This is a genomic window from Pseudomonas promysalinigenes (assembly GCF_014269025.2).
GTDB classification, from domain to species: domain Bacteria; phylum Pseudomonadota; class Gammaproteobacteria; order Pseudomonadales; family Pseudomonadaceae; genus Aquipseudomonas; species Aquipseudomonas promysalinigenes.
The window spans coordinates 1,610,827-1,632,300 of sequence record NZ_CP077094.1; the positions used below are offsets into that span (position 1 = coordinate 1,610,827).

Genomic DNA, 21,474 nt, shown 5'->3' on the forward strand with positions numbered 1-21,474 from the left:
AGGATTGTTTCATGGCTACCAACCGTTCCCGTCGTCTACGCAAGAAGCTGTGCGTGGATGAATTCCAGGAGCTGGGTTTCGAACTGAACCTGGGTTTCAAGGAAGACCTGTCCGACGAAGCCATCGATGCCTTCCTCGACGCATTTCTGACTGAAGCCATGGATGCCAACGGCCTGGACTATGTCGGTGGCGATGATTTTGGCCTGGTTTGCTCGGCCAAGCGCGGCTCGGTCAGCGAAGAGCAGCGTGCTGCCGTAGAAGCCTGGCTCAAAGGCCGCAGCGAGCTGACCAATATTGAAGTCAGCCCGCTGCTGGATGCCTGGTATCCAGAAAAGCCGATCAACCCGGCTTCCTGATGCCTGCTTGAGCGGCCCCGCCCGGGGGTTCGCTCGATAAAGCGCTGGCCAGTTCTCTGGCCAGCGCTTTCTCTACTCGGCGCATATGCCGTGCCAGTACCTGCCGTTGTAATTTGATGCATGGCGCAGGGCCATCTTGCTTTTCCAGGGCCGCGCAGGCCTCCATCATGGCCTTTGCTTCCAAAAGCCGCGCCGCGCTCAGGATCTTGTGCGCCTGCTCGCGGATACCTTCTGCCTGTTCGACAGGGTCCAGGGCCATGAGCAATTTCAGATCGTCTTTCAGGCTTTTATGCACGGCGGTGAGAAACAGGCTGCGGCTTTGGGCACTGTCGCCTACGATGCCAGTCAGGCCTGCGAGGTTGAAAGGTGGCGCTACTGCCGGGCTTGGACGGGGCGTGATTTTGGCCAGGCACTGGCTCAGGGTACGCAGGCTGATAGGCTTGAGCAGGCAGTCGTCCATGCCTGCACTCAGGCATTTCTGTCGGACTTCCGGCTGAGCGTTGGCGGTGTAACCCAGAATGATGCAGCGCGGGCGACCTAGCTTGCGCTCTTCGCAGCGAACCGCGGTAGCCACTTGGTAACCATTCATGTGAGGCATGTTGCAGTCTAGTACCAGCACGTCGAACGGCATCGTGCGCCATTTCTGCAGGCCTTGGCGGCCATCGCTTGCACTGGTATGGCTAAGCCCCAGGTAGCTCAGTTGTTGCGCCATCAGCATCAGGTTGGCTGGGTGGTCATCGATGACCAAGACCTTCAGGTCGGCAGCGGGGACCTCGACCTCTTCCACCTCCGATACCACAGGCACCGGCGCTTCGACAGGCTCCAAGGGCATCATCAGGCGCACCTGAGTACCTGTCCCGGGAGTGCTGTTGATACTTAAATTGCCACCCATCATCTCGCTTAGGCTACGGCAGATCGCCAAACCCAGCCCAGTGCCCGCACGGGCGCCCTGGCTGTGTGGGTTGGCTTGCACGAATGGGTTGAACAAGTGCTGCAAATCACCTTCCTCAATGCCGATGCCGCTGTCACGCACTTCGAGCTCCAGGGTCGGCGGCGCGTCAGGGCCTTGGTCGCGCAAACTGAGCGTGACGTGGATCTGCCCTTGCTCGGTGAACTTGATGGCATTGCTGACCAGGTTGGAAAGTATCTGCTTGAAGCGCAGCGGGTCGAGCAAAGCATGGCAGCGGGCGTTGGGGTTGATCCATACCTGGAGTGCCAGGCCTTTCTGGCGGGCCTGGCCATCGAACACCCGGCCTACCGACTCCACCAGCGCTGCGGGATCCACTGCTTCCGGGCTGAGCGACAAGTGACCGGATTCGATCCTCACGATGTCGAGGATATCGCCAATCAGGCCCAGCAGATCCCTGGCTGAGTGGTGCGCCACCTCCAGTGAGGCTGGGTCGACCTGCCCTTGCAGCGCTCGCCTGAGCGCCAGTTCGAGCATACCGATGACCGCGTTCATCGGAGTACGTATCTCGTGGCTGATGGTGGCCAGGAAGGTGCTTTTGGCGCGGTTGGCATCGTCGGCCAGGCGTTTGGCGTCGCGCAGTTCCTGCACCAGCTTGCGACGCTCACTGATATCGATCCAGCCGCCGATAATCCCCTGCACTTCACCCAAAGAGTCGCGGTAGGGCAGGATCCAGTGATAGATCGTCATCTCCCGCTCGTGAAAGCGCAGTGGCCGGTCGATGATCAGCGGCACGCCGGCGGCCATCACCTGCTGGTAGTCAGCCTGGATCTGGCGAGTGTTCTCGGCAGCGGTAAATTGGCTCTCATCCAGGCGCTTGCCGATCACGTCTTGCTGACGGGACTGGACGGCCTCCAGGTAGCTGGCATTACAGCTTTTCAACCGGCCCTCGCGATCGCGCACGTACATCGGGTGAGGGGTTCCGTTGAGCAAGGCGCCCATGAATTCCAGTTGATCGCTCAGCGCCCGTTCGGCGCGCTGGCGTTGTTTGATCTGCCCGCGCAGACGCGCGTTCCAGATCAGAGCCAGCAACAGCAGCACACCGGTGCCCAGCAGCACCTGAAGAATCTGACGCCGCAAGGCAGGCCAACGGGCATCTTCATGCACATCATAGCCGCGCCACCGATTGTTGATGGCGCCCAATTCTTCCGGCGAAATACTCAGCAGCGCTTTGTCGAGGATGCTGGCAAGCGGCATGTCATGTTCGCGGGTGGCCATGGCGAAGACAGCCGGTTCGTTGCCCACCGTGTTGCGAATGACCAGGTTGGGGTTGCCGGCCAACGCGTGGTTGGCATTGATCAACGGCGTGATCATGGCATCGACTGCGCCACTGTTGAGCAGGGCCACGGAGTAGTAGGGGCTTTGCGTTTCGATTCGGCCAATCTGTGGAAAGCGGCTTGCCAGCAGATCGTCCAGGTTACTGTAGCGGGACATCGCAACGCGCTGACCGCTCAGTTGTTCCAGTGAAGCGTATTGTTCGTCACGGGCGCGGGTCACCAGCACATGGGGGCTTTCCAGGTAGGCGCGGCTCAGGTGCAGATGTTTGTCGGTGCTTCCATCGTTAGCCAGCGCGGCGATCATGTTCACGCGCCCGTCGCGCAGCTGCGCGAGCATATCAGCGATGCCGTTGGCCCGTTGTACCTCGAAGCGCAGGCCGGTACGCAGACGAATCAAGTCCAGCAGGTCGGCGGTGATTCCACGAAAATGGCCATTGGCATCGAAGTAGGAAAGTGGTGCTGCAGTTTCGTCGATGGCGACCCGCATGACCGGGTGGCTCACCAGCCATTGCTCTTCTTCAGGCGTCAACTGGAGCTTGCGGTCACTCAGCAGCAGATCACCGCCTGCGCTCCATCGTTTGAAGATGCTTGCGCGTACGGCGCTGGGCTGCCGGTCGAGCGCTGCATTGACCAGTGCCTTGAGCTGAACGTCCTGCGTGCGCAGGGCAAAACTGAAACCGATGCTTTCGTGCTGGCCAAAACTTGCCATGCGCAAACGCGGCAAGTGCCCGCGGTTGAGTTGGTAATGTGTCGAGATGGTATCGCCGATAAATACGTCCGCCTGGCCGAACGCCACGGCATTCAGGGCTTGTGTGGTTGAGTCGAATGCCAGCACCTGGGCCTGGGCATACTCAGCGCGGACTCTGTCCTTGGGCAAGTAGTGGTACAGCATGCCCAGTCGCAACCCAGCAAGGCCTGAGTTCAGGGGAAGCCCTTCATCTTCCCGCGTGACCAAGACCGGTTGGTCGATTGCATAGGGATGGGAAAGGGTCAGGCCCTCGATTGCCGCTTCATAGCCGTTGGCACTGGCCAGTAAATCGATTTTGCCTTGCTTGAGCGCCTCGATTGCTGCGCTGCGGGTGGCGTAGCGCATGACCTGGACCGGCAAGTTCAATGCTTTGCCGATCAGGTTGGCGTATTCGGCGGTAAGGCCTTGATAGACTTGCCCACCCCCGGTGATGTCGAAAGGAGGATAGTCAGGCGCCGATATGCCCAGAACCAGTACCGATCGGCCCTCCAGCCACTGCCGCTGTTGTTCGGTCAGGCGCGGGCTGATTGGGTTGCTCGAAGATCGCGCCAACAGTGTATAGGGCTCGGCGTCAGGGGTTGAAGCCTGAGCCAGGTTGCAGGCCAGCACCAGGAAAAGACCTAGGCAGGTAATGATTCGCACAATCAAGACCTCAGACCAGCGCGTTGCGTTTTGCCATTTCGATCAGCTCGACCAAAGAATCGGCCTGCAGCTTCTGCATGAGGCGCTTTTTATAGGTGCTGACTGTTTTGTTGCTTAGAAACATGCCTTTTGCAATCTCTTGATTGCTACGACCTTGTGCAAAAAGTTGTAACACCATGAGTTCTCGATCGTTAACGAGTCGGAAAAGTCTTAGGTCTGAGTCTGCTGTTTCATGGCTGTGATGAATGGCCTGACTGGGAAAATAATTGTATCCGGCAATGACGGCCTTGATTGCGCTGAGTAGCTCACTAAGGTCTTCTTGCTTGCATACATAACCAGCTGCACCAGAGTGCATACAACGTACGGCGAACAGTGCCGGGGCCTGTGCGGTAAGTATCAGCACCTTCAAAGGCATGGCCATCGCCTGAAAGCGTGAAAGCACCTCCAGGCCGTCCAACCTAGGGATACTGATGTCGAGAATCACCAACTCCGGCTGGGTTTCGCGAATCAGTTGCATGGCATCCACACCATTGTCGGATTCGCCCACGACTTTGTAATTCTGGTTTTCCAGCAGCATGCGAACTGCAAGACGGATGACGGGATGGTCATCGACAATGAATACAGTGTTCATATCAAAACTCCCTGCTGCGTATGACGGAGGCAGGTGGCACCTTACCCCAGTTGGACGTCAGCAGGGGGGTGCAGTATAGAGATTCGTTAGATATGGGAAATGGCTTACAACTAAGTACACATTGAGCTACGAAGTGTAAGGAATTACTTCGCTACCAAGGATGATTCGGTAACTTTTCAGCAGCCCGTGTAGCATGTGTTTAGTAATGGATGCCGCGTGTAGGAAGTTTCTGATAGTTAGGCCTTGGCCCGGCTATTCAACCGGGCGCAGGGGCTTGTTCAGGTCGGGCTCGAACGGCCGGTCATTTCCCGCGCCATTTCGCTGGCATAGCTGTCAGTCATGCCGGCGATGAAGTCGATCATGCGCAGGAACGCCTTGTGCAACGAATCATTGGGGCTGGGGGCGTTGTTACCGATTAGGTCAAGCACGCGGCGGCTCTTGAATGAGGGGGTACGCCCGCCGTGTTGCTCTAGGGCCGCAGCGCAGAACGTGTTGAGGAGTATTTCTAGGGTGGTGTAGGCGCCAATCTCATGCAACGTCTTGCGCTTGTCCTGGAAAATCTTGTTTCGCGCCATCGCCTTTGCCTGCAGCACGCAGCGCTTGGCTGGGCCGTGCATGTGCTCGACCAGATCGCCAGTCAGGCGCCCGCTCAGCAGTGTTTGCTGCTGCTCGACGAAAGCCGCGGCGGCCGCATTGGTTAGATGTTCGATTGCCTTGCCCCGCAAGATCGCAAGCTTGCGTCGACGTGAGTCGGCAGGCCCAAGCTGGCGATAGGTTTCCGGCAGGTCGTCGCCGACAAGGTCCAGCAACAGCGCCTCGACTTCGGCGTAGTGCAGCAGCTCCATCTCCAGGCCGTCTTCCAGGTCGATCAGCGCATAACAGATGTCATCAGCCGCTTCCATGAGGTAGACCAGCGGATGGCGGGCCCAACGCTGGTCCTCGAGCAACGGCAGGCCAAGCTTGCGGGCGATCTGTTCGAGCAGCGGCAGCTCGCTCTGGTAGCAGCCGAATTTGTGTTTCTTATAGCCAAGTGCATCTGCGTGGCGAGCGGTCCACGGGTACTTCAGGTAGGTGCCCAGGGTCGCGTAGGTAAGCCGCGTGCCGCCGTCGAACTGGTGGTACTCAAGTTGAGTCAGTACGCGAAAACCCTGGGCGTTACCCTCGAAGTTGAGAAAGTCAGCGCGCTCATCATCGCTCATGTCGTCCAGCCAGCCCCTGCCTGCCGCCTGTTGGAACCAGTGGCGAATGGCATCTTCACCGGAGTGGCCGAACGGCGGGTTGCCAATGTCGTGGGCCAGGCAAGCCGACTGCACGATCATCCCCAGGTCGCTCGGATCGCACCAGTCGGGCAGGCTTGAGCGCAGGGTCTCGCCCACGCGCATGCCAAGCGAACGGCCCACACAGCTCACCTCCAGGGAATGCGTCAGGCGTGTGTGGATATGATCATTGCTCGATACCGGATGGACTTGCGTCTTGCGCCCCAGGCGGCGGAAGGCGCCCGAGAAGATGATCCGGTCATGGTCTTTGTGAAAGGGGCTGCGGCCAAGCTCATCGGCGCTGTACAGCGCTTTGCCGAGCCGTTCGCGGGTGAGCAGGGTGTGCCAGTCCAAGGCGCTCTCTCCTGTCGATCGAAGGGTATAGCTTCAGGTGCGGCGGGCAGGGGTGCAAGGGGCAGATTAAAACCGCCCCTGTGGGATTAGGGCCGCAGGCCATGCTCAGTGGCGGCGATTGCCTTGCAGGAACAGGCGCACCAGAGGAACCAGGCTTGTACCCAAGCGTACCAGGCGGCTGAGGTTGCCGCTGCGCACGCCTTTGCCGGTCAGAAAGCCTAGCGCGACCACTGCGCCTATTCCCCAAAGCGGTGCATGTTTGATGCCCAAACCGTCATGCAGCGAGCTGCCAATGCCGCGCAGGCGCACCAAGGGTTGCAGCAGTTGGCCGGACTCCTGACGAATTTCCTGGCGATGCATTTCAAGGCGCAGGCGCAGAAGCGCTTTGCGCAGTTCGCGTGGGTTACGCGTATGGGGAAGTTCAGGCAGGCTCATGGCAACAGACGCTCCCTATCCTTGGCCAGTTCTTCGAGGGTGGCATTGAAGGGCGATGACTCGTCAAACACAGCGGCTTTGAGGCGCAGGCCGCAGAACACAGCTGCCAAGCCATAAAAAACGCATAGACCGATGATACCCGCCAAGCGATAGCTGTCCCACAGAAGGACCAGCAACAGGCCAGACAATGCCGTGAGCAGCAGCAGGGCGAAGACCAGCGCAAGTCCCGCGAACAACAGCAGCCTCAGGGTACGGCCTTTTTGCTCCTGCAGTTCGATTCCCAATAGTTCGATGTGGCTGTGCAAAAGCCCCAGTACCGCAGCACCCAGGCGTTTGCCTGAGGCGCCGGTGGCAATGCTGTCGTTCTCCATGGAAGCTCCTCAGCGCCGGTTGGCGAGCAGGCCGATCAACAATCCGACGCCGGCAGCGATACCGATGGCCTGCCATGGGTTTTCCTGCACGTACTGCTCGGCGCTACCAAGGGCTTCCTGGCCGCGCTCACGCACCGTTTCTTGCGTCAGTTGCAGGGTTTCACGTGCCTGGGAAAGGCGCTCATGAAGCTGACTGCGCAGCTCTTCAGCCTGATCGCCCGCCAGATTGGCGGTGTCTGCCAGCAGTTTCTCCGTGTCACGGACCAAGGTCTGGAAGTCAGCCATCAATATCTCTTGTGCAGTCTTTGCCGATTTGCTGGCCATGGGGCTCTCCCTGGTAGGTATTGAAAGTATGTAGGTAGTTCGAGTGACGCGGCGCTTGGAAGGTTCAGTCGCTGTACTGGTATGGCACTTGCTAACGGAAATTGCCACAACGCAGGGCGTCATCTGGATCGATGCGCCGAAGCAGGGCGTCGACCCTGACAGGCACCGATAAACCTTAACCCAATCCACGACAAACCCAAGAAAAAACCACGCAGGCTGCGCTCGTATCGCCACAACCGGGCGAAAGCTGGCACCGAATCGGTGCAGGGATGCAAGGTCTTGAACTGTCCTGGTGCTCAATTTCAGCAGGTCTGCCTTTTCATGGAAAACATGCACAGCGCAATGGGCTCCCTGGTCCATAGCTCGAATACCTTGTTCATCCTCATGGGCGCCATCCTGGTGCTCGCCATGCATGCCGGCTTCGCATTCCTGGAAGTCGGCACGGTGCGGCACAAGAACCAAGTCAATGCACTGTCCAAGATCCTCAGCGATTTTGCCGTTTCTGCATTGGTGTACTTTTTCATCGGTTACTGGGTCGCTTATGGCGTGAGTTTCTTGCAGCCTGCTTCTGAACTGGCTGTGGACCATGGCTACGCGTTGGTTAAATGCTTCTTTCTGCTGACCTTCGCTGCGGCGATTCCTGCGATCATTTCCGGTGGCATCGCCGAACGTGCACGGTTTGCGCCCCAGTTGTGCGCCACTGCGCTGATCGTAGCGTTCATCTATCCCTTCTTCGAAGGGGTGGTGTGGAATGGCAATCTTGGTGTGCAGGCGTGGTTGCAGGCGCGCTTTGGGGCGCCGTTCCATGACTTTGCAGGCTCTGTAGTGGTGCATGCCATGGGTGGCTGGCTGGCGCTGGCAGCGGTGCTGCTGTTGGGCGCGCGGCGTGGACGTTATCGCGATGGCCGGCTGGTGGCCTTCGCACCTTCGAGCATCCCTTTTCTGGCGCTGGGGTCGTGGATCCTGATCATTGGCTGGTTTGGCTTTAACGTGATGAGCGCTCAGACCCTGCAAGGGGTCAGCGGCCTGGTGGCCATCAATTCGCTGATGGCCATGGTGGGCGGCACTCTTGCGGCCTTGCTGGCTGGGCGTAACGACCCAGGTTTTCTGCACAACGGCCCACTGGCGGGCCTGGTGGCGGTCTGTGCCGGTTCTGATCTGATGCACCCTATTGGTGCGCTGGCCACCGGCCTGGTCGCGGGTGTGCTGTTCGTATGGAGTTTTACCGCTGCGCAGAACCGCTGGAAGATCGATGATGTCCTCGGTGTCTGGCCGCTGCATGGCTTGTGTGGCCTATGGGGTGGCATCGCCTGTGGCGTGTTCGGGCAGGAGGCGCTGGGCGGCATGGGCGGGGTAAGCTTGATCAGCCAGTTGCTGGGTAGCCTGGCAGGAGTAGGGGTGGCGGTGGTCGGTGGTTTTGCCGTGTATGGGTTGATACGGCGACTGCATGGCCTGCGTTTAAGCCATGAGCAGGAATTTCAGGGTGCTGACCTGTCACTGCACCGGATAGGCGCCACCAGCCAGGATTGAACAGCTTCAGGTGCGCCGTGGGCAAGAGAGACCTAAAATAGGGTTGTCCAATTGCTGAATCGAGCCTTGCCCCATGCTGCCTGAATGCCAACTCTTCGGCACCGTTGGGTGCCACTTGTGTGAAGTGGCCGAAGCCGTGCTCATGCCATTCGTCGACCACGGCCTGCTTATCGAACTGGTTGACATCGCCGATGACCAAGCGCTGTTCGAGCGGTATGGGCTGATCATTCCAGTGCTGCGCCGCGCTGATACTGCTGCCGAACTGCATTGGCCTTTCGATGCTGAGCAGGTGGTAGCGTTTCTGACCTCATAACAGCCGAGGGAAACCTCACCGGCTGGAGGGGGGGGGCGGTGCAGGCAATGATGACCCACCGATGACGCGTATCGGTTCGGTGCATTGTCAAAAGAGGCTCGCCATGTTCATCACACCGCACTTCACACTCAGGGAAATGACCGTTTCGCAAACTGCCGCAAGAGGGGGGCTGGACAACACCCCCACGCCCGAGGCGATGAGTAATCTGCGCCTTCTTTGCCAAGCCCTCGAGCAAGTGCGAGCGCTGTTCGGCCGCCCTGTCATCATCAGTAGTGGCTATCGAAGCCCGGAGGTCAATGGGCGGGTGGGCGGGGTGCGCAACAGTCAGCACATCACTGGCCTGGCTGCCGACTTCACCGTCTTCGATGTCGACAATCGCGAGGTGGTACGCCGGGTGAGCGAAAGTGGCGTGGCATTCGACCAACTGATCCTGGAGTTCGATAGTTGGGTGCATCTGTCTGTCAGTCAGGCCGCGCCTCGTCGCCAAGTGCTGACCATCCGCAAAGGAACCGGTTACCTGCAGGGCCTGCATTAGATCCTAGGTCGATTGACGGCGCTGCCTCACCCTCCGTATGCTGTATATAAATACAGTATTAAGGCGATCTCATGCTCAACGTCGAGCAACTCAAGTACAGCGTTAACCGCATGCCAGTGGAGCGGGTGTATGACGCCATGCTGGAATTGCGCCTCGAAGGCTTGGTCACAGGTGACCGCACGCCATTCGGCAAGGTGCATTTCAATACCTGCTTCGCCGAAATCGAGGCGCTGTTCCAGCGGGCTGGATACCACCGAGGCTTGGATGTCGTGGGGTATCAAGGCTTGGTCTACGCACTCTATGACCCTGGCCGTTGGGAAGCCGTACAGGTACTGCGCTGGTTGAAGGCGCACAGCGAAGCGGCAGTTGTGACTGGTTGAGGCCCCGACCTTGGGGGATAATGGCCAGCTTTGACGCTTGAGCCTCGCCATGACCCCGCCTTTCGACCCCGCTCAACAGCAAGCCAGTACCGTCTGCCTTCCGCCTGGGAATTGGGCCACGGTGCTCGACTGCCTGTGCGACCATTTCAAGGCTATCGAGCGCGCTCAGTGGCTCGACCGTTTTACCCGTGGCCGCGTATTAGATGCCCAGGGCAGGCCGATTGCGGCCGAGTTGCCATACCGTCGTGGGATGCGCATTCACTATTTTCGCGAAGTGCCGAACGAGCGGCCGATCCCGGTGCAGGAAACCATCCTGCATGTCGATGAGCACCTGGTAGTGGCCGATAAACCGCACTTTCTACCGGTGACACCAACCGGTGAGTACGTTGAGCAAACCCTGCTGCGCCGCCTGATCCGTCGGCTAGGTAACCCGCACCTTGTGCCGTTGCATCGCATCGATCGGCATACGGCCGGCCTTGTGCTGTTCTCCGCCAACCCGCAGACACGCAGTGCTTATCAGCGCTTGTTCCCGGAGCGTCGTATCGACAAGCATTATCAGGCCATCGCTGCTGCCTTGCCGCAGCATACCTTCCCCTTGATACACAAAAGCCGTCTGGAGCATGGCGAACCCTTCTTCCGCATGCATGAAGTGCCAGGGCAGGCGAACAGCGAAACCCTAGCCAAGGTGCTGGAAAAAAATGGCGAGCTTTGGCGCTACGGTTTGTCGCCAGTGACCGGCAAGACCCACCAGTTGCGCGTGCACATGGCCGCCTTGGGGGCGGGCATCTGCAATGATCCGTTTTATCCGCAATTGCTTAAGGAAGACGATGATTACCAGCGGCCATTGAAGCTGCTGGCTCAGCGCTTGTGCTTTGCAGACCCATTGACCGGCGAGCAGCGTGACTTCCAGAGCCAGCTATCGCTGGATTGGTGAGGCATCTGGTGTACCCACCAAAAGCGGCGGTCGGCTAGGCGAGGCCGCTCTTGAGGGTGCTGCGCTGGCAATCGGTCAGCGGTTGAAACGCTCCACCAGCGAATACTGGGTTCCGGCTGTGCTCGTCAGTTCCTCGCTAAGCTGCGCCGAATGCTGCGCCTGCTCGGCGGTCTGGTCGGCCAGTTCTGCGATGGTGCTGATGTTGCGGCTGATCTCGTCAGCTACTGCAGTCTGCTCTTCGGTCGCGGCGGCAATCTGGGTAGCCATGTCAGTGATATTGGCCACCGCCTCGCTGATGCCTACCAATGCCTGGTCCGCTTGCATGACCCGGTCCACGCCTTCCTGGGCCTGGCGGTGGCCGGCTTCCATGGTGAGCACGGCATTGTTGGCCGTCTGCTGCAGTTTGGCGATAAGGCCGTGGATCTGCCCGGTCGATTCGGCAGTGCGCTGGGCCAGCTGACGGACTTCGTCGGCAACCACGGCAAACCCACGGCCCATCTCGCCGGCGCGGGCCGCTTCGATGGCTGCGTTGAGTGCCAGCAGGTTGGTTTGGTCGGCGATGCCTTTGATCACATCGACCACGCCGCCGATTTCGTCGCTGTCCTTTGCCAGTTGGGTCACGGTCTGGCCGGTTTCGCCCACAGACGTGGACAGACGCTCGATGGCTTCGCGAGTTTCACCGGCGATCTGCCGGCCCTGGCTGGTAAGGCGGTTGGCTTGCTGGGTCGCGTCAGCGGCGCGCTGCACGTGGTTCGCCACCTCCTGAGTGGTGGCGGCCATTTGGTTGACGGCGGTGGCGACCTGTTCGGTCTCCACGCGCTGGCGCTCCAGGCCCGATGAGCTCTTGTGCGCCAGAACATCGGACTGGCGTGCCTGGTCACTGAGATGCTCGGCGCTATCCTGCAGGCGAGTCAGGCAGGTTTTCATGCGCGCGTCCTGGCTGAGCATGGCCATCTCCAGGCGTGCCTGTACCCCACGGCTATCGGTGTACATCTGCGCGATCAGTGGGTCTGAGGTGGTCTGTTCGGCCAGACGCAGCAGGCGTTTGAGGCCACGTTGCTGCCAGCCAAGGCCAAGCAGGCCCAGCGGTACAGAAAGCCCGGCAGCCAAGGCAAAGCCCCAGGAATGGCCAAGCCAGTTGCCGATCAGGAAACCGACCTGGCTGATCAGAATGAACGGCAGCCAGTCCTGCAGCACCGGCAACCAGCGGTCACGACGGGGGATGGCAGTTTTGCCATCGTTCAGGCGCTGGTACAGAGCTTCAGCGCGGCGGATCTGTTCGGCGCTGGGCTTGACCCGCACCGACTCGAAGCCAACGACTTGGTTGTTTTCGAAAATCGGGGTGACGTAGGCATTGACCCAATAATGGTCGCCGGATTTGCAGCGATTCTTGACGATACCCATCCATGGCAAGCCTTGCTTGAGCGTTTGCCACATATGGGCGAACACAGCCGTAGGCACGTCGGGATGGCGTACCAGGTTGTGGGGAGCACCCAGCAGCTCATCGCGAGTGAAGCCGCTGATCTCGACGAAGGCATCGTTGCAGTAAGTGATCACACCTTTGGCATTGGTGGTGGAGATCAACCGCTGTTGGGCAGGGAAAGTCCGTTCCCTTTGGGTAACCGGCTGGTTGTTGCGCATGAGCTGAATAGTCCGTGAGGCTTTGGACAGATATCGGCAAGCCACCGGTTTTATTGAATGAATATTTGATTTACTTGATTTATAGCAGTTAGCCACTATGGCAGGTGCGATAGTGAGTGCGGAGCATGGACAGCAGAATACATCGCCACGATGCTGAAGGATCGAGCGCCGCTGGGGCGGCGTTCGATCTTCACTGGCTGGCAGATTGGCAGACAATCAGCTGCTGATCATTTGCCGCAACACGTAGTGCAGAATTCCTCCGGCTTTGAAGTATTCCACTTCATTGAGGGTATCGATACGGCACAGCACCTCAATCTGCACTTGCTGGCCATCCTCTCGGGTAATGCGCAGCGGCAGGCTCATGCCGGGCTTGAGTTGCGCCCCGGTCAGCCCCAGCAGGTCAACTTGCTCTTTGCCTGTCAGCCCCAGTTGCTTGCGATCTTGCCCGGCCTTGAACTGCAGCGGGAGCACGCCCATGCCCACTAGGTTGGAGCGGTGGATACGTTCGAAACTCTCCGCCAACACCGCCTTGACCCCCAGTAAATTGGTGCCTTTGGCTGCCCAGTCGCGGCTGGAGCCGGTGCCGTATTCCTGGCCTGCGATCACCACCAGGGGTGTACCTTCGGCTTGATAGCGCATGGCGGCGTCGAAGATCGAAAGCTTCTCGCCACTGGGAACGTGCACAGTGTTACCGCCTTCTTCGCCACCGAGCATCTCATTGCGGATGCGGATATTGGCGAAGGTGCCGCGCATCATCACTTCATGGTTACCGCGCCGCGAGCCGTAGGAATTGAAATCCCGGGGCTCCACACCTTTGCTGCGCAGGTAATGGCCGGCAGGGCTGTCAGCCTTGATGTTGCCTGCCGGGGAGATATGGTCAGTGGTGACCGAGTCGCCGAGCACGGCAAGAATCCTGGCACCCTGAATATCCTTGATGTCGGGTAAAGGCCCGCCGATGTCATCGAAAAACGGTGGGTGCTGGATGTAGGTAGAGTCGTCCTGCCACACGTAGGTTGCCGCCTCGGGCACCTCGATGGCCTGCCATTGGGCATCGCCGGCGAAGACCTCTGCGTATTCCTTGTGGAACATTGCGGTGTCGACTTTGGCCACGGCGTCAGCGATTTCCTGCTGGCTGGGCCAGATATCGCGCAGGTATACCGGCTGGCCATCCTTGCCGGTGCCCAGTGGGTCTTTGGTCAGGTCAGTGCGCACGGTGCCCGCCAGCGCGTAGGCGACCACCAGCGGTGGCGATGCCAGCCAGTTGGTCTTGACCAGCGGGTGTACGCGCCCTTCGAAGTTGCGGTTGCCCGAGAGCACCGAGGCCACGGTGAGGTCGGCACCGGCGACAGCTTTCTCGATCGCCTCGTCCAGCGGCCCGGAGTTGCCGATGCAAGTGGTGCAACCGTAGCCGACCAGGTCAAAGCCCAATTGGTCGAGGTAGGGGGTCAGCCCAGCGGCTTCATAGTAGTCGGTCACAACCTTCGAGCCGGGTGCTAGCGAGCTTTTGACCCAGGGTTTGCGTTGCAGGCCTTTTTCCAGTGCTTTTTTTGCTACCAGCCCCGCCGCCATCATTACGCTGGGGTTGGAAGTGTTGGTGCAGGAGGTGATTGCGGCAATGACCACGGCGCCATCGCGCAGGGTATAGGTTTGACCTGCATGGCTATATTCGATTTCGCCCGCCTGGTCGGCGTTGCCGACGGCCACGCCGCCGCCGCCCTCACTCTCCAGGCGGCCCACTTCCTTGGCCAGCGGCTTGGGCTGCAGCTCGATGAAGTGGTCGAAGGCCTGACCCACCTGGCCGAGGGCCACACGGTCCTGTGGCCGCTTAGGCCCGGCCAGGCTGGCCTCCACGTCATGCATGTCCAAGGCGAGGGTGTCGCTGAACAGCGGCTCCTGGCCTGGCTCGCGCCATAGCCCCTGGGCTTTGCAGTACTGTTCGACCAGTTGCACCGCTTCGTGCGGGCGGCCGGACAGGCGCAGGTATTGTAGGGTTACTTCGTCGACCGGGAAAAAGCCACAAGTCGCCCCATACTCCGGGGCCATATTGGCAAGGGTCGCGCGGTCGGCCAACGGCAGATCGGCCAGCCCATCACCGTAAAACTCGACGAACTTGCCCACTACGCCTTTCTTGCGCAGCATTTGCGTCACGGTCAGCACCAGGTCGGTGGCGGTGATCCCTTCGCGCAGCTTACCGGTCAGTTTGAAGCCGATCACTTCAGGGATGAGCATCGACACTGGCTGGCCAAGCATGGCCGCCTCCGCCTCGATGCCCCCCACGCCCCAGCCGAGCACGCCGAGGCCGTTGATCATGGTGGTGTGCGAATCGGTGCCGACCAAGGTGTCCGGGAAGGCGTAGGTGCGACCATCGGTTTCAGCGGTCCACACCGTGCGCCCAAGATATTCAAGGTTGACCTGATGGCAGATGCCAGTACCTGGCGGCACTACCCGGAAGTTGTCGAATGCGCTCTGGCCCCAGCGCAGGAACGCATAACGCTCGCCATTACGCTGCATTTCGATGTCAACGTTTTCGGTAAAGGCTTGTGGTGTGGCGTAGCGGTCGACCATCACCGAGTGGTCGATCACCAAGTCCACTGGCGACAATGGGTTGATCCGCTGCGGGTCGCCGCCGGCTTTGGCCATGGCGGCACGCATCGCGGCCAGGTCGACCACGGCCGGCACACCTGTGAAGTCTTGCATCAGTACCCGCGCCGGGCGGTACTGAATCTCGCGGTCTGAGCGACGCTCCTGCAACCAGCCTGCAAGGGCGTGCAAGTCGTCGGTGCTGACGGTTTTGCCGTCCTCCCAGCGCAGCAGGTTCTCCAGCAGGACCTTGAGCGACATGGGCAGGCGCTGCAGGTCGCCAAGCTGCTGGCTGGCTTGGGCGAGGCTGTAGTAGTGATAGGTGCGGTCAGCCACCTGGAGGGTCTTGAGGGTGTTCAGGCTATCTAGCGAGGGCATTGCCAACTCCTTGTGCGGCGGTGCCCGGCATCACGGGGTATTTGCCGGTGCTACCGCGCTGTTTCGGCCCGCACGGCACGGGCCTGGCTGAAAGGTCAGGTTAGCCCCGTTTGGTGCCCCTGACTCTTTTCTGGACCGGCGGGGCATGTCGCTGGTTCCGATCTTCCTTTATCATCGCCGCCCTGCCGGCGCCTGTGGTGCGCCCGCCGTTGTGGAGTGAGAGATGAATACCCTGTTCATGCATTGCCGGCCCGGTTTCGAGGGTGAGGTCTGCGCCGAGATTAGCGAACATGCCGCCTTGCTGGGTGTGGCCGGCTATGCAAAGGGCAAGCCGCAGAGCGCTTGTGCCGAGTTCGTCTGTGCCGAGGCCGATGGGGCTGAACGCCTGATGGCCCACCTGCGCTTTGCCCAACTGATCTTCCCGCGCCAGTGGGCGCGTGGCAGTTTCATCGAGCTACCAGAAACCGATCGCATCAGCGTGCTGCTGGAGCATCTGGCCGGGCCCGCAGTCTTCGGCAGCCTGTGGCTGGAGGTGCTGGACAGCAATGATGGCAAGGAACTGTCTACCTTCTGCCGCAAGTTCGAGGCACCGCTGCGCAAGGCCTTGGAAAAGGCAGGCCGCCTGGTCGATAACCCAAGCCTGCCGCGCCTGTTGCTGACGTTCATCAGCGGCCGCCGCGTGTTCGTTGGCGTAGCCGAGGCGAACAACTGCGCACTCTGGCCAATGGGTATCCCGCGCCTGAAGTTCCCGCGCGAGGCACCTAGCCGCTCGACGCTGAAGCTGGAAGAGGCCTGGCACCAATTCATCCCACGTGATCAGTGGGAACAGCGCCTGAATGACGACATGACCGGGGTCGACCTTGGCGCTTCGCCGGGTGGCTGGACTTACCAGTTGGTGCGCCGTGGCATGCTGGTGACGGCCATCGACAATGGACCGATGGCCGAAAGCCTGATGGACACTGGGCTGGTACAGCACTTGATGGCCGATGGTTTCACCTGGCAGCCGAAGCGGCCGGTGGACTGGATGGTCTGCGACATCGTCGAAAAGCCGGCCCGCACCGCTTCGTTGATCGAGACCTGGCTAGGTGATGGGCTCTGCCGGGAGGCAGTGGTCAACCTGAAGTTGCCGATGAAGCAGCGCTATGCTGAGGTACGGCGCTTGCTTGACCGCATGCAAGCAACCTTCAAAGCGCGCAAGGTCAAGGTATCGATTGCCTGCAAGCAGCTGTATCACGACCGCGAAGAAGTCACGTGCCACCTGCGCAGGTTGGACATCAAGCAACGTTGATTCAACTGCTCCATTTTTTGCTTGTGCTAGCAAGCGCGCGATTGCCCTGGCGACTCAGATTGCGACTTCAAGAGGCCTGCGCTTGGCCTGCTGAAGTCGCATTTGGCGTTTGCTGAATTACCGCGTACTTGAGCTTAAGCAAAACACCAGCAGTTCCAAGAGCGGTTGCATGACTGGCTATTGGTCCTGGCGGCCCTATGCGCCACAATAGCGATCATTTGCGGAGCCCTCCATGACCGATTTCACCCCCGATGCCATCCTCGACGCCACCGGCCTGAACTGCCCGGAGCCAGTAATGATGCTGCACCAGCACGTGCGTAACCTGGCCGCTGGCGGCCTGCTCAAGGTCATCGCTACCGATCCGTCGACCCGTCGTGACATACCCAAGTTCTGCAACTTCCTGGGCCACGAATTACTTCAGCAGCATGAAGAGGCAGGTACGTACCTGTACTGGATCCGCAAGAAGGCCGACTGAGCCGCGCTGGAACACGCCTCGCGTAGCGCCTACACTGCGCTCCCCAGACAGGAGAGCGCCATGCTGATAGTTGCCGACGAGAATATCCCGCTACTCGATGCCTTTTTCGAAGGCTTCGGCGAGATTCGCCGTTATCCCGGCCGCAGCCTCGACGCTGCCAGCGTTAAGGACGCCGATGTGCTGCTGGTGCGTTCGGTGACCAAGGTCGACCGTCAACTGCTCGAAGGTAGCAAGGTGCGCTTCGTCGGTACCTGCACCATCGGCACCGACCACCTGGACTTGGACTATTTCGCCCACGCGGGCATCCACTGGAGCAGTGCCCCGGGTTGCAACGCCCGCGGGGTGGTCGATTACGTGCTGGGTAGCCTGCTCACTCTGGCCGAGCTGGACGGCGTGGCATTGTCCCAACGCACCTACGGCGTGGTCGGCGCCGGCGAGGTGGGTGGGCGATTGGTACGTGTGCTGCGCGGCCTGGGGTGGAAGGTGCTGGTCTGCGACCCATTGCGCCAAGCCACCGAGGGCGGCGATTTCGTCAGTTTGGCGACCCTTCTCGAACAATCCGATGTGATCAGCCTGCATACTCCGCTGCAACGTGGCGGTGAGCATCCGACCTGGCACTTGCTGGGTCAACCACAGCTTGCTCAACTACGCTCCGGCGCCTGGCTGATCAATGCCAGCCGCGGGGCCGTGGTGGATAACGCGGCGCTGCGGGAACTGCTGCTCGATCGCCCGGACGTGCATGCCGTGCTGGACGTTTGGGAGGGCGAGCCGCAGGTAGACCTGGAGTTGGCAGACTTATGCACCTTGGCCACGCCCCACATCGCCGGCTACAGCCTGGATGGCCGTCAACGCGGTACGGCGCAGATCTATCAAGCCCTGTGCAACTTCCTGGGTGAGGCCCAGAAAGTACGCCTGGCCGACCTGCTGCCACCATCGCCATTGGCGCACATTGAAATCGATGGCAGCGCAGACCCCGATTGGGCCTTGGCGACGCTCTGTCGGGCCGTGTACGACCCTCGTCGTGATGACGCCGATTTGCGCCGCAGCTTAAGCGACGATGCGGCCAAACAACGCGCAGGGTTCGATCAGTTACGCAAGCAATACCCCGCGCGGCGCGAAATCGAAGGGCTGGCAGTGCGCGTGCGGGGCGAGGCGCCGCAGTTGGTACAGCTGGTCCACGCGCTCGGGGCTGTTCTATCCTGACTGGCGCAACCCGCTTGGCAAATCAAAGACCCGGCATCAACCCCTGATGCTCTTCGCTTAAGACCGACTTCGTCTGGCTGGGGCTGTCGCGCAGCCCCAAAGTTTCTGAGTGAAAAGCTTCAGGTGACAACACCGGGTACTAAAGGGCTGATCCTTCAGCCTTGGCGGGCTTTCTTCACCCGGCTTTGTTCAAGCTCCTTGCAAGCTTGTTGGATCATCTGCTCGGTAATCTCGACCTCGCGCCCCTGGCCGTCGATGATCGAACCACAGGGTGTAGGCTGGTGGTTGCTCTGGGTTTTCGGCGTTCGGCTGCCATGTTGCAAACTCATTGCATATCTCCTCATCAGCTTCAGGCTCAAGTTAACGTTTTGCTAAAACTGGACCGTTGCAAGAATTCAACGAGCACTAATGCTGTCCAGTCCACCAGAAACCGCAGCAAAGCTCCAGAGGCGTTTTAGAACGAAGAGCTATAGGCGCTACAGAGTGGATGCAGTGGTAGTCTTCAGATGTCCTTGTCATCTGTGGTTCCTGCCATGCCCGATCCGGCTCACTTATCACAACGCCGCGCTTTGCTGTTGACCTGGCGTTTCCTGCGTCCCTATCGGGGCCGGGCGCTATTGGCGTTGCTGGCGCTGGTGGTTACTGCGGCCATCACCTTGTCCATCGGGCAGGGCATCCGCCTGTTGGTCGACCAAGGTTTCATGACCGGCTCGGCACACCAACTCAACCAGACCATAGGGCTGTTTCTGTTGCTGATACTGGCGCTCGCGGTCGGTACGTTCAGCCGTTTCTACCTGGTGTCTTGGATCGGTGAACGCTGCGTGGCCGACATTCGCAGAGCAGTGTTCGATCACCTGGTGGGCCTGCACCCGGGTTTTTTCGAAGAGAACCGCAGTTCCGAGATTCAGTCCAGGCTGACTGCCGACACCATCTTGCTGCAATCGGTGATTGGCTCGTCGTTATCGATGTTCCTTCGTAATGCACTGATGGTTGTGGGTGGTGTGGTGCTGCTGTTCATCACCAACCCCAAGCTCACCAGCATCGTCGTGGTAGCCCTGCCGTTGGTGCTGGCCCCAATCCTGCTGTTCGGCCGTCGCGTACGGCGGCTGTCGCGCCAGAGCCAGGATCGGGTGGCCGATGTGGGTAGTTACGTTGCCGAAACCTTGGGGCAGATCAAGACTGTGCAGGCCTACAATCACCAGGCACGGGATCGTGAACTGTTCGCTGAAACCGTAGAGGCCGCGTTTGCCGTAGCCCGCCAACGTATAGCCCAGCGTGCCTGGCTGATCACCCTGGTGATCGTGCTGGTCTTGGGTGCGGTCGGCGTGATGCTGTGGGTAGGTGGCATGGACGTGATCGCAGGACGTATTTCGGCCGGTGAGTTGGCCGCGTTCGTGTTCTACAGTCTGATCGTCGGCAGCGCCTTCGGCACCTTGAGCGAAGTGATCGGCGAGTTGCAGCGCGCCGCAGGTGCAGCCGAGCGCATCGCTGAACTGCTTGCGGCTACCAGTACGATCCTCGCCCCAGAAACGCCTAGGGCCTCGATTAATACGCGTGCCAGCGGCCGCATCGAGTTGCAGCAACTGACCTTTGCGTACCCCTCGCGGCCTGCAGTGGCCGCCATCGATGACCTCACCCTCACCATCGAACCGGGCCAGACCCTAGCGCTGGTGGGCCCCTCGGGTGCGGGAAAGTCAACCTTGTTCGACCTGCTGTTGCGCTTTTACGACCCGCAACAGGGGCGCATCCTGCTCGATGGCCAACCCATCATCACGCTGGTGCCGGAACACCTGCGCGGTCAGTATGCCCTTGTGGCGCAGAACCCTGCGCTGTTTCGCGGTACGGTCGAAGCCAACATCCGCTATGGCCGGCCCGAGGCGAGCTTGGCCGAGGTCGAGGCCGCGGCCCGTGGCGCCCATGCCGACACGTTCATCCGCCAGCTGCCGCAGGGGTACCAGACGTTGCTGGGGGAGGGGGGAATTGGCCTTTCCGGCGGGCAAAAACAGCGCCTTGCCATCGCCCGCGCTCTGTTGGTAGATGCGCCGATCCTGCTCCTCGACGAGGCCACCAGCGCCCTCGATGCGCAAAGCGAGCACTTGATCCAGCAAGCGCTGCCACGGCTGATGGCTGGGCGCACCACGCTGGTAATCGCCCATCGCTTGGCCACTGTGCAACACGCGGATCGGATCGCGGTGATCGACCAAGGGCGGCTGGTCGCGGTCGGTACGCACCGGCAGTTGATCGAACACAATGCTTTGTACGCTCGCCTGGCGCAGCTGCAGTTCAGTACGGGATAGAATCCCCGACCTGATGCACAACAAAAAGCCCGCATAAGCGGGCTTTTCGACATGATTTTGGTCGGAGAGACAGGATTCGAACCTGCGGCCTTCTCGTCCCGAACGAGACGCGCTACCTGGCTGCGCTACACTCCGATGAACAAAATCCTACTGCAGCGATTTTTCCGGTGCAAGCCCTTGTCGTTCGAGGGGGCAATACCGAAAAATCGGCCTGTATCAAAGCTCCTTGACGGTGCGAACCTGGTCTTTGTTCAGGCGCGTACGTTTGCCGTCAAGCTGTTCGAATTCGTAGAAACCGGAGTCCTCGTCATAGGAGGGGGTATCCACTGCCTGGATTTCGCGACCGTCGTTCAGGGTGATCACGGTTGGCGATGCACAGCCAGCGAGGGCGCCGAGGCCCAAGGCAAGCAGGAAGGCGGGAAGGGTCCGTTGAATCATCGTGTTTCTCCAGTGCGATGGTGCAAGATGTCTGTATGACGCAAAGCGTCCGGGCAAGTTCCTTTCACATTCCAGCATAGCCGCAAGTGCGCAACATTGACCTGTGCCTGCCTGCGCTGTC

At 60.2% G+C, this 21,474-nt stretch carries 20 protein-coding genes and 1 tRNA gene; 10 read left to right on the top strand and 11 right to left on the bottom strand.

The features are described 5' to 3' along the window. The first annotated feature begins 11 nt into the window (after window positions 1-11). The gene (locus HU725_RS07445; RefSeq protein ID WP_186476713.1) at window positions 12-356 is read left to right on the top strand and encodes a YggL family protein; all 345 of its coding nucleotides are present in this window, start codon (window positions 12-14) and stop codon (window positions 354-356) included. On the opposite strand, the gene HU725_RS07450 is transcribed toward HU725_RS07445, so the two are convergent. From HU725_RS07450 to HU725_RS07475, 6 genes are all read right to left on the bottom strand, one after another. Further along, a complete protein-coding gene (locus HU725_RS07450) occupies window positions 340-3,993 on the bottom strand; it encodes a transporter substrate-binding domain-containing protein (protein ID WP_186476900.1) in 3,654 nt (1,217 codons plus the stop codon). The two genes, HU725_RS07445 and HU725_RS07450, sit on opposite strands and share 17 nt — an antisense overlap. Before the next feature lie 7 nt (window positions 3,994-4,000). Continuing rightward, on the bottom strand, window positions 4,001-4,621 hold the full coding sequence (locus HU725_RS07455; protein WP_060477674.1) for a response regulator transcription factor: 621 nt from the start codon (window positions 4,619-4,621) through the stop codon (window positions 4,001-4,003). Window positions 4,622-4,899: 278 nt separating this feature from the next. Further along, window positions 4,900-6,231: a deoxyguanosinetriphosphate triphosphohydrolase gene (locus HU725_RS07460; RefSeq protein WP_186476714.1), complete on the bottom strand. Its 1,332-nt coding sequence runs from the start codon at window positions 6,229-6,231 to the stop codon at window positions 4,900-4,902. 105 nt (window positions 6,232-6,336) lie between these two features. Further along, a complete protein-coding gene (locus tag HU725_RS07465; protein ID WP_186476715.1) occupies window positions 6,337-6,666 on the bottom strand; it encodes a hypothetical protein in 330 nt (109 codons plus the stop codon). Continuing rightward, on the bottom strand, window positions 6,663-7,037 hold the full coding sequence (locus HU725_RS07470; RefSeq protein ID WP_060477671.1) for a phage holin family protein: 375 nt from the start codon (window positions 7,035-7,037) through the stop codon (window positions 6,663-6,665). The genes HU725_RS07465 and HU725_RS07470 overlap by 4 nt, the downstream gene beginning before the upstream one ends. A 9-nt stretch (window positions 7,038-7,046) precedes the next feature. Continuing rightward, a complete protein-coding gene (locus HU725_RS07475) occupies window positions 7,047-7,361 on the bottom strand; it encodes an ElaB/YgaM/YqjD family protein (RefSeq protein WP_060477670.1) in 315 nt (104 codons plus the stop codon). Between the two features lie 321 nt (window positions 7,362-7,682). Here HU725_RS07475 and HU725_RS07480 point away from each other — a divergent pair, with 321 nt between their 5' ends. The 5 genes from HU725_RS07480 to HU725_RS07500 all read left to right on the top strand — a co-directional run bounded on the left by HU725_RS07480 (window position 7,683) and on the right by HU725_RS07500 (window position 11,053). Next, on the top strand, window positions 7,683-8,891 hold the full coding sequence (locus tag HU725_RS07480) for an ammonium transporter (protein ID WP_186476716.1): 1,209 nt from the start codon (window positions 7,683-7,685) through the stop codon (window positions 8,889-8,891). 73 nt (window positions 8,892-8,964) lie between these two features. Next, window positions 8,965-9,204: a glutaredoxin family protein gene (locus HU725_RS07485; protein ID WP_060477668.1), complete on the top strand. Its 240-nt coding sequence runs from the start codon at window positions 8,965-8,967 to the stop codon at window positions 9,202-9,204. 103 nt (window positions 9,205-9,307) lie between these two features. After that, window positions 9,308-9,739 (top strand): D-Ala-D-Ala carboxypeptidase family metallohydrolase, encoded by a 432-nt coding sequence (locus HU725_RS07490; protein WP_186476717.1) that lies wholly within the window; start codon window positions 9,308-9,310, stop codon window positions 9,737-9,739. 71 nt (window positions 9,740-9,810) lie between these two features. Next, entirely contained in the window at window positions 9,811-10,119 is a 309-nt protein-coding gene (locus tag HU725_RS07495) for a transcriptional regulator (RefSeq protein ID WP_186476718.1), read from the top strand. 49 nt (window positions 10,120-10,168) lie between these two features. Next, window positions 10,169-11,053 carry a pseudouridine synthase gene (locus HU725_RS07500; protein ID WP_060476633.1) on the top strand — a complete coding sequence of 295 codons (885 nt, stop codon included), beginning with the start codon at window positions 10,169-10,171 and terminating at the stop codon, window positions 11,051-11,053. 75 nt (window positions 11,054-11,128) lie between these two features. Here HU725_RS07500 and HU725_RS07505 read toward each other — a convergent pair whose 3' ends face one another. Both HU725_RS07505 and acnA read right to left on the bottom strand, forming a co-directional pair. Continuing rightward, a complete protein-coding gene (locus HU725_RS07505) occupies window positions 11,129-12,694 on the bottom strand; it encodes a methyl-accepting chemotaxis protein (protein ID WP_060476634.1) in 1,566 nt (521 codons plus the stop codon). Window positions 12,695-12,910: 216 nt separating this feature from the next. Beyond that, complete coding sequence (acnA, locus tag HU725_RS07510) at window positions 12,911-15,652, bottom strand: aconitate hydratase AcnA (RefSeq protein WP_186476719.1); 2,742 nt, start codon at window positions 15,650-15,652, stop codon at window positions 12,911-12,913. 223 nt (window positions 15,653-15,875) lie between these two features. Here acnA and rlmM point away from each other — a divergent pair, with 223 nt between their 5' ends. The 3 genes from rlmM to pdxB all read left to right on the top strand — a co-directional run bounded on the left by rlmM (window position 15,876) and on the right by pdxB (window position 18,618). Then, window positions 15,876-16,940, top strand: a complete 1,065-nt coding sequence (gene rlmM / locus HU725_RS07515; protein WP_186476720.1) for a 23S rRNA (cytidine(2498)-2'-O)-methyltransferase RlmM — start codon at window positions 15,876-15,878, stop codon at window positions 16,938-16,940. A gap of 232 nt (window positions 16,941-17,172) precedes the next feature. Further along, the gene (gene tusA / locus HU725_RS07520; RefSeq protein ID WP_060476637.1) at window positions 17,173-17,415 is read left to right on the top strand and encodes a sulfurtransferase TusA; all 243 of its coding nucleotides are present in this window, start codon (window positions 17,173-17,175) and stop codon (window positions 17,413-17,415) included. A gap of 60 nt (window positions 17,416-17,475) precedes the next feature. Beyond that, window positions 17,476-18,618, top strand: coding sequence for a 4-phosphoerythronate dehydrogenase PdxB (gene pdxB / locus HU725_RS07525; RefSeq protein WP_186476721.1), 1,143 nt, complete (start codon window positions 17,476-17,478; stop codon window positions 18,616-18,618). Window positions 18,619-18,773: 155 nt separating this feature from the next. Here pdxB and HU725_RS07530 read toward each other — a convergent pair whose 3' ends face one another. Next, window positions 18,774-18,947, bottom strand: a complete 174-nt coding sequence (locus HU725_RS07530; protein ID WP_186476722.1) for a PA1571 family protein — start codon at window positions 18,945-18,947, stop codon at window positions 18,774-18,776. Window positions 18,948-19,151: 204 nt separating this feature from the next. Here HU725_RS07530 and HU725_RS07535 point away from each other — a divergent pair, with 204 nt between their 5' ends. Further along, window positions 19,152-20,915, top strand: coding sequence for an ABC transporter transmembrane domain-containing protein (locus HU725_RS07535; protein ID WP_186476723.1), 1,764 nt, complete (start codon window positions 19,152-19,154; stop codon window positions 20,913-20,915). Window positions 20,916-20,973: 58 nt separating this feature from the next. Here HU725_RS07535 and HU725_RS07540 read toward each other — a convergent pair. Further along, window positions 20,974-21,050, bottom strand: a tRNA-Pro gene (locus tag HU725_RS07540). 81 nt (window positions 21,051-21,131) lie between these two features. After that, the gene (locus HU725_RS07545) at window positions 21,132-21,353 is read right to left on the bottom strand and encodes a YgdI/YgdR family lipoprotein (protein ID WP_054903110.1); all 222 of its coding nucleotides are present in this window, start codon (window positions 21,351-21,353) and stop codon (window positions 21,132-21,134) included. Window positions 21,354-21,474: the final 121 nt, after the last annotated feature.